Source organism: Actinomadura rubrisoli, from assembly GCF_004349215.1.
GTDB lineage: Bacteria > Actinomycetota > Actinomycetes > Streptosporangiales > Streptosporangiaceae > Spirillospora > Spirillospora rubrisoli.
Genome location: NZ_SMKU01000095.1, coordinates 19,959 through 27,452, shown reverse-complemented (window position 1 = coordinate 27,452; position 7,494 = coordinate 19,959). Strand labels below are relative to the sequence as shown.

Below are 7,494 nucleotides of genomic sequence, written 5' to 3'. Positions count from 1 at the left end.
CCTTATCGTCGGCAGCGTCAGGTGTGTATATGAGACAGGGGCTACGTGGTTCGCTTGGCGAGGAAGGTGCGGAGGCGGTCCAGGGGCCAGGTGTTGATGACGTCGTCCGGGGTCAGCCAGCCGCGCTGGGCGGTGCCCACGCCGTAGCGGATGTTGCGGTGGTGGCCGACGGAGTGGGCGTCGGTGTCGATCGCGAAGACGACGCCGAGGCGCTTGGCGCGGCGGATCAGGTCGGCGGGCAGGTCGAGGCGGTCGGGGAAGGAGTCGACCTCCATGGCGGTGCCGGTGCGGGCGGCGGCGCGGAAGACCTCGTCCCAGTCGGCGTCGACCGGGGGGCGCCTGCCGATGCTGCGGGCGGTGGGGTGCCCGATGACGTGGACGTGCGGGTTCTCGCAGGCCCGGACGAGGCGGCGGGTCATGGCGGCCTGGTCCTGGGTGAAGTGGGAGTGGACGGAGGCGACGCAGACGTCGAAGCCGGAGAGGAAGTCGGCGTCCCAGTCGACCTCGCCGTCGGGGCCGATGTTCAGCTCGGTGCCGTGCAGCAGCGTCATGCCGGGGTATTCGCCTTGCAGCTCGCGGACCTGCTCGCGCTGGGCGAGCATCTTGTCGTCGGTCATGCGCTGCATGAACAGGTCGGGCGCGTGGTCGGTGATCGCGTAGTACTCCAGGCCGCGGGCGTGCGCGGCGGCGACCATGGCGTCCAGCGGGGCGGTGCCGTCGGTGAGGTCGGTGTGGCTGTGCAGGTCGCCGCGGAGGTCCTCGGCGGTGACGAGGCGGGGGAGGTCGCCGGCGAGGGCGGCCTCGATCTCGCCGCCGTCCTCGCGGAGGGCGGGGTGGATCCAGGGCAGGCCGAGGCGCTCGTAGACCTCCTCCTCGGTGGCGGAGACGATCAGGTCGCCGGACTCGGCGTGGAACAGGCCGTACTCGGAGAGCTTGAGGCCGGCCTTCACGGCGATCTCGCGGGTGCGGATGTTGTGCGCCTGGGAGCCGGTGAAGTACTGCAGCGCGGCGCCCCACGACTCGGGCGGGACGACGCGCAGGTCGACCTGGAGGCCCTTGGCGGTGCGGATCGAGGTCTTCTTGTCGCCGCCGGCGATGACCTCGGCGACGAGGGGCAGCGCGGTGAACGCCTCCATGATGGGGTGCGGGTCGCGGGAGGCGGCGAGGACGTCGACGTCGCCGATCGTCTCGCGCATGCGGCGCAGGGACCCGGCGTGGGCGCAGCGCTCGACCTGGGGGAGGGCGGCGAGGGCGGCGACGATCTCGTCGGCGACGCCCGCCGCGGCGTCGACCAGGACGCGCTCGCCGGCGCTGCGCATCAGCTCGATGCCGCGGACGATGTTGTCCTCGGTCTTGGCGCCGAACCCCTTGAGGCCGCGGAGCCGGCCCTCCTGGATGGCGGTGGCCAGCTCGTCGACCGAGGAGATGCCGAGCTCCTCGTAGACGGCCAGGGCCTTCTTCGGGCCGAGGGTGGGGATCTCGGTGAGCGCCCGGACGCCCGCGGGGATCTGCAGGCGCAGCTCCTCGACCTGGCGGATCGTGCCGGTCGTGTTGTAGTCGAGGACCTTCTTGGCGATGGCCTCGCCGACCGTCGGGATCTTGCGGAGCCCGGCGAGGTCGAGCCCCGCGATGTCGTCCGGATGGCCCGCGATCGCCCGCGCGGCCTTCTCGTACGCCCTGATCTTGAAGGCGTCGCCGCCCGTGATCGAGAGCAGGTCGGCCAGTTCCTGGATGAGGGCCGCAGCCTCGTCGTTCGCCCGTGCCATACCGCCGAGTCTACGAGCCGGGTCCGACGCTTCCGGCGATCAGCGGAGCGGCGCCGGGGGGCCGCCCGGGTGGCGGAGGCGGCCGTCGAGCACCTCGGCGGCGATCGCGGAGACCTCGTCGTCGGGCAGGGCGCGGTAGCCGTCCTCGGTGACGACCGCGACCGTGGGGTAGATGCGCCGGACGGCGTCGGGCCCGCCGGTGGCGGTGTCGTCGTCGGCGGCGTCGTAGAGGGCCTGGACGCAGGCGGTCGCGGCGTCCTGTACCGACAGGTCGCGCCGGTAGAGCTTCTTCAAGGCACCCAGGGCGTAGGGGGAGCCGGAGCCGTCGGCGTGGAAGTCGCGGGCCTCCTGCGGGGCGCCGGTGATGTCGTAGGTGTAGATCCGGCTGGTGCCGGTGTCGGGCTCGTACCCGGCGAACAGCGGGACGACCGCGAGGCCCTGGAGGGCCTGGGCGAGGTTGGCCTGGATCACCGCGCCGAGCCGCCGGGCCTTGCCGGGCAGCGACAGCGGGACGGTCTCCATCTTCTCGTAGTGCTCCAGTTCGACCTGGAAGAGGCGCACCATCTCCAGCGCCAGCCCGACGGTGCCAGCGAACGCCACGGCGGAGTACTCGTCGGCGCGCTGCACCTTGTCGAGCTCGCGGTAGGCGATGCGGTTGCCCTGTGTGGCGCGCCGGTCGCCGGCCATCATCACCCCGCCCGGGAAGGTCAGCGCCAGGACGGTGGTGCCGTGCGGCAGGTCCGGGACCGTCCCGCCGTCCGGCACCCGGTTGACGGGCAGCAGGTCGGGGGAGTGGAGGCGCAGGAAGTCGACGAACGACGCCGATCCCGCCTCGAAGAACTCGGGCGGGATTCCCTGGTCCTCGGTCCGGCCGATCACGGCGGCTCCTCTGCGCTCGGTGCTGACGTCCACGTCGATCCTCGCACGCCGCCGAGGCCCGTCGCCACTCGTGCGCGGGCTCACGACCGTACCGGTAGGTGATCTAGGAATCCTTGATCATTAAGGGCTTCCGGCGGACCGGCTTGCGGGACGTCCAATACCGCCCGACCTGGGGGTTCGCGGGGTTTCCGATTTAAATGATCTTGGGCCTTGCGCCGAAAACGAAAACGTTCCAATGATCTTCGTAATCGCATCGGCCGGAACCCCGGCCGGAGAGGAGACACCATGTCGCGTCTCGCCGACCGCCTGCTCGCACGGATCGCCGGCAAGGCCACCGCCGACGCCGGGTGCAGCAACTACTACTTCTGCAAGAACCACAAGCAGTACCTCCGCCAGTGCTGCCTGGACGAGGGGTGCCACACCGTCCCGACCGGCAAGAGGTGCTGATCTCCTGACCCGAGGTCGACGCGGGCGGCGGCGCGGGCCGCCGCCCGTCCCTTCCGGAGAGGAGCGGCTGTGGAGTACGTGCACGTGGCGTGCGCCTGCCTCGTCGGGCTCGTCTTCGCCGTCTCGGCGGCCGCCAAGGCGCGGGACCTGGACGGGTTCGCCGTATCTCTGCCGGGCCTGTTGCCCTCGCGCCCTGGGACGGTGCCCGCCCGGCCCTTGGCCGTCCTCGTCATCGTGCTGGAGGCCCTCGTCCCGGCCGCCGTGGCCGCGCCCTGGACCCGGATGGCCGGGCTCGTCCTGGCGTGCGCGCTCCTGGCCGCGTTCACCCTCGCCATCGGACGGGGCCTGGCCGCCGGGCGGCCGCGCGTGTCGTGCCGCTGCTTCGGCTCCGGCGGCGCGCCGCTCGGGCGGCGGCACCTGGTCCGCAACGGCCTGCTGCTGGCCGCCGCCGCGTCCGGGCTCGCGCTGCCCGGCACGCCGCCCACCGCCGCGGGCGCCGTCATCGCCGCCGCCGCGGGCGCGGTGGCCGCGATCCTGATCGTCTCCTTCGACGACATCGCCGACCTGCTCGTGGGGAGCCCCTGATGCCCTATCTGACCGCCGCCGTCGTGCTCGTCGGCCTGATCAGCGTCGTCAACCTGATGCTCACCCTCGCCCTCGTCCGCCGGCTCAGGGCCGGGGAGAAGGCGCCGACCGCGCCGCACGCCGGTCCCCCGGTCGCCCTCGGGCCGGGTTCGCGGCCCGCGGGGTTCATGACGATGACCACCGCGGACGAGCCGGTCTCCAGCGAGGACCTCACCGGCCTGGTCGGCTTCTTCTCGGCGGGCTGCGACCCGTGCCACGCCCTGGCCCCCCGTTTCGCCGAGCACGCCCGGGCCGTGGGACGGGACGGCGTCCTCGCGGTCGTCGGCGGGGACGACGCCGAGCTCGTCGCCGCCCTGGCGCCGGTGGCGCGGGTGGTCGTGGAGGACTTCGACGGGCCGGTGGCCATGGCGTTCAAGAACGACTGGACGCCCGCGCTGTACCTGATCGGCGACGACCAGAGCGTGGTGGCGGCGGGCGGGCGCCTGGAGGACCTGCCCCTCGAATCACGCGCATGACCGGGCCCGGCCCGTCCCGGCGGTTCGGCCTCCGGGAGTCCGCGACGGCGGCGGCCGAGGCCCTGGCGCTGACGGTCCGCGCGGCCCCCGGCGGAGTCGCCGGGCATCTGCTGGTGACCCTGGCCGCGGCGGGGGCGCCGATCGTCACCGCCTGGCTGACCAAGCTGGTGATCGACCGGCTGGCGTCCCCGCACGGCTCGGTCGGCGGCCTCGCCGTGGGGCTGGCCGCCGCCGGGCTGGCCGCCGCGGCCATGCCCCCGATCGCCCGCTACCTGAGCGCCCAGACCGGACGCGCCGCCGGGGTCGCCGCGACCGACCGGCTGTTCGCCGCCACCGAGGCCCAGGTGGGGCTGCGGCGCTTCGAGGACCCGGCGTTCCTGGACCGCCTCAGGCTGGGCCAAGAGGGCGCCGGGAGCACCGCGGAGCTGGTCGAAGGCGTCAGCGGGACCCTCCAGGGCACGCTTTCCCTGGCCGGGTTCGTCGGCTCGCTGCTGGTGCTCAGCCCGTCCATGACCGGGCTCGTCCTGCTGTCCGCCCTGCCCGCGCTGGTCGCCGAGCTGCTGCTGTCGCGGCGGCGCGCGGCCGTCCAGTGGGAGAACGAGCAGACGCACCGGCGGGAGTTCTTCTACAGCCGCCTTCTCACCGGCGTCCAAGCCGCGACGGAGATCCGGCTGTTCGGCATAGGGACGTTCCTGCGCGCGCGCATGATGACCGAGCGACTCCGCGCGAACGAGGCCGAGCGCCGCATGGACCGCAGAGAACTGACCACGCAGGGCGGCCTGACCACGATGAGCGCCGTCGTCGCGGGCGCCGGCCTGTGGTGGGCGGTCACGTCAGCCCGGAAGGGCACGCTCAGCGTCGGCGACGTCGCCATGTTCGTCGCGGCCGTGGCCGGGGTGCAGGCGGCGCTCGACACGCTCGTCTCGGCCATCGCCACCATGCACAGGCGGCTGCTCGCGTTCACCCACTACGCCGCCGTCGTCCGGGCCGGACCCGACCTGCCGCGCGCCGCCGCCGGGGACGCGCCGCCGCTGCGCGAGGGCATCGAACTGCGGGACGTGTGGTTCCGCTACAGCGACGACCACCCATGGGTGCTCAGCGGCATCGACCTGCTGATCCCGGACGGCCGGTCCGTCGCGCTCGTCGGCCTGAACGGCGCAGGCAAGAGCACCCTGGTGAAGCTGCTGTGCCGCATGTACGACCCGACCCGCGGGCAGATCCTGTGGGACGGCGTGGACCTGCGCGACATCCCGCCCGAACGGCTGCGCGACCGTATCAGCGCGGTCTTCCAAGAGCACATGCACTACGACATGACCGCCGCCGAGAACATCGCCCTCGGCGACATCACCGCCCTGGACGATCCCGAGCGCATCCGGGACGCCGCCCGGCGGGCCGGGGTCCACGGCAAGCTGGCCGGGCTGCCGCGCGGCTACGACACCCTGCTGACCCGCATGTTCTTCAGCGAGGCGGACAAGGACAACCCGGACACCGGTGTGGTCCTGTCCGGCGGGCAGTGGCAGCGCCTGGCCTTGGCGCGCGCGTTCGTCCGGGACGGCCGGGACCTCATGATCCTGGACGAGCCCAGCTCGGGCTTGGACCCGGAGGCCGAGCACGAGGTGCACACCCGGATGCGGGAGTACCGGGCGGGCCGGACGAGCCTGCTCATCTCGCACCGGCTCAACGCCGTCCGCGACGCCGACCTCATCGCGGTCCTGGAGGGCGGCCGGATCGCCGAGCGCGGCACCCACGCCACGCTCCTCGCGGCGGACGGCGCGTACGCCCGGCTCTTCCGGCTCCAGGCCGCCGGCTACCAGGAGGCGACGCGGTGAGGGCGGCCCGCATATCCGCGGGCGTGTCGGCGGGGCTCGCCGCCGTGGCGCTCGGCGCCCTCTGGATCCGCCGGAACCTCCTGGTGACGACCGTGAACGGGCGCAGCATGGAGCCGACGCTGCGCGCCGGGGACCGGCTGCTCGTCCGCAGGACGGACCGCGTCCGCGCCGGCCGGATCGTCGTGGTGCGGGCACCGGACCCGCCCCTCGGCGACCGTGAGCCCGCCGGCGCCGAGCTCACGGAGGAGGAGGCGGCGGCGCTGCCCGTGGTGCCCGCCGCCGCGCCGCCGCCCGGCGGCAGGCTGCTGGTCAAGCGTGCGGTGGCGGTCCCGGGGGACCCCGTCCCGAGGGACGCCGTCCCGGCGCTGCGCGAGGTCCCGGACGAGGTGGTCCCGCCCGGGTCGCTGGTCGTGCTCGGCGACAACCCGTCCGCGAGCTGGGACTCGCGCGAGTACGGCTTCGTCCGGCCGGGCGGGTGCGTGGGCGTCGCCGTCCGCCGCCTGCGCCTCTGACGCTCAGCGTTTCCGGCGCTCAGGCTTCGGGCGCCTCAAGCGGTTCCTTCTGGCCCCGGGTGGCGCCCGCGCACGCGACGATCACGCAGCCGATCGCGACCCACTGCCGCCCGGTGAGGACCTCGCCGAGGATCGTCACGCCGACCAGCGCCGCCACGGCGGGCTCCAGGCTCATCAGGATCCCGAAGACGCGGGCGGGCATCCGCCGCAGCGCCTCCAGCTCCAGCGAGTAGGGGATCACCGACGACAGCAGGCCGACGGCGAGGCCGATGAGCAGCAGCTCCGGGTCGAGCAGGGCCGTCCCGCCGGACGCCACGCCGACCGGCAGGATCGCGATCGTCCCGACGACGCTGGCGAAGGCCAGGCCCGTGGAGCCGGAGAACCGCTGGCCGGTCGCGGCGGTGAGCAGGATGTAGGCCGCCCAGCAGGCCCCGGCGAGCAGGGCGAAGGCGATGCCGACGGGGTCGATGTCGCCGCCGCCCCTGGCGAGCATGACCACCCCCGCCCCCGCCAGGACGGCCCAGAGCAGGTCGCGGGGGCGCCGGGACGCGACGATGGAGACCATCAACGGCCCGAGGAACTCGATCGTCACCGCGACCCCCAGCGGGATCCGCGAGAACGACTGGTAGAACGAGAAGTTCATCAGCGCCAGCGCCAGCCCGAACCCGGTCGCGATGGCGAGGCTCCGGCGGGAGTGGTCGCGCAGGACGGTGCGCAGCGCCTTGCGGGCCAGGAACCCCAGCACGATCGCCGAGGTGAGCAGCCGCATGGTGACGACGGCGCTCGGCGGCAGCCGGTCGAACAGGTGCTTGGCGATGCCCGCCCCGATCTGGACGGAGACGATCCCGAGCAGGATCAGCGCGGGCGGCGGCACGGAGCCGAGCGACAGCAGCCGCGCGCGCCCCACCGCCCGGGTCGCGCCGCCGAGGGGCGGGCCGGGCGCCTCAGTGAGTGCCACGCG

8 protein-coding genes are annotated in these 7,494 nt (G+C 73.8%); 5 read left to right on the top strand and 3 right to left on the bottom strand.

What is annotated here, in order from left to right; translation table 11 throughout:
* Window positions 1-41: 41 nt before the first annotated feature.
* Complete coding sequence (gene polX / locus E1298_RS19360; RefSeq protein WP_131895185.1) at window positions 42-1,766, bottom strand: DNA polymerase/3'-5' exonuclease PolX; 1,725 nt, start codon at window positions 1,764-1,766, stop codon at window positions 42-44.
* Window positions 1,767-1,805: 39 nt separating this feature from the next.
* The gene (gene prcB / locus E1298_RS19355) at window positions 1,806-2,645 is read right to left on the bottom strand and encodes a proteasome subunit beta (RefSeq protein ID WP_131895195.1); all 840 of its coding nucleotides are present in this window, start codon (window positions 2,643-2,645) and stop codon (window positions 1,806-1,808) included.
* Between the two features lie 285 nt (window positions 2,646-2,930).
* On the opposite strand from prcB, the gene E1298_RS48225 reads away from it, so the two are divergent.
* The 5 genes from E1298_RS48225 to E1298_RS19335 all read left to right on the top strand — a co-directional run bounded on the left by E1298_RS48225 (window position 2,931) and on the right by E1298_RS19335 (window position 6,533).
* A complete protein-coding gene (locus tag E1298_RS48225; protein ID WP_165975549.1) occupies window positions 2,931-3,092 on the top strand; it encodes a hypothetical protein in 162 nt (53 codons plus the stop codon).
* A 69-nt stretch (window positions 3,093-3,161) separates the two neighbouring features.
* Window positions 3,162-3,677 carry a MauE/DoxX family redox-associated membrane protein gene (locus tag E1298_RS19350; protein WP_131895183.1) on the top strand — a complete coding sequence of 172 codons (516 nt, stop codon included), beginning with the start codon at window positions 3,162-3,164 and terminating at the stop codon, window positions 3,675-3,677.
* On the top strand, window positions 3,677-4,192 hold the full coding sequence (locus tag E1298_RS19345; protein ID WP_131895181.1) for a peroxiredoxin family protein: 516 nt from the start codon (window positions 3,677-3,679) through the stop codon (window positions 4,190-4,192). Before E1298_RS19350 ends, E1298_RS19345 begins: the two co-directional genes overlap by 1 nt.
* A complete protein-coding gene (locus tag E1298_RS19340; RefSeq protein WP_131895179.1) occupies window positions 4,189-6,021 on the top strand; it encodes an ABC transporter ATP-binding protein in 1,833 nt (610 codons plus the stop codon). The genes E1298_RS19345 and E1298_RS19340 overlap by 4 nt, the downstream gene beginning before the upstream one ends.
* Complete coding sequence (locus E1298_RS19335; RefSeq protein WP_207944731.1) at window positions 6,018-6,533, top strand: S26 family signal peptidase; 516 nt, start codon at window positions 6,018-6,020, stop codon at window positions 6,531-6,533. Before E1298_RS19340 ends, E1298_RS19335 begins: the two co-directional genes overlap by 4 nt.
* 19 nt (window positions 6,534-6,552) lie before the next feature.
* Here E1298_RS19335 and E1298_RS19330 read toward each other — a convergent pair whose 3' ends face one another.
* Window positions 6,553-7,491: an EamA family transporter gene (locus E1298_RS19330; RefSeq protein WP_131895177.1), complete on the bottom strand. Its 939-nt coding sequence runs from the start codon at window positions 7,489-7,491 to the stop codon at window positions 6,553-6,555.
* Window positions 7,492-7,494: the final 3 nt, after the last annotated feature.

Coding starts and splice junctions, on each gene's coding strand:
- polX (WP_131895185.1), bottom strand. CDS start 1,766: ATGGCACGGGCGAACGACGAGGCTGCGGCCCTCATCCAGGAACTGGCC.
- E1298_RS19340 (WP_131895179.1), top strand. CDS start 4,189: ATGACCGGGCCCGGCCCGTCCCGGCGGTTCGGCCTCCGGGAGTCCGCG.
- E1298_RS19345 (WP_131895181.1), top strand. CDS start 3,677: ATGCCCTATCTGACCGCCGCCGTCGTGCTCGTCGGCCTGATCAGCGTC.
- E1298_RS48225 (WP_165975549.1), top strand. CDS start 2,931: ATGTCGCGTCTCGCCGACCGCCTGCTCGCACGGATCGCCGGCAAGGCC.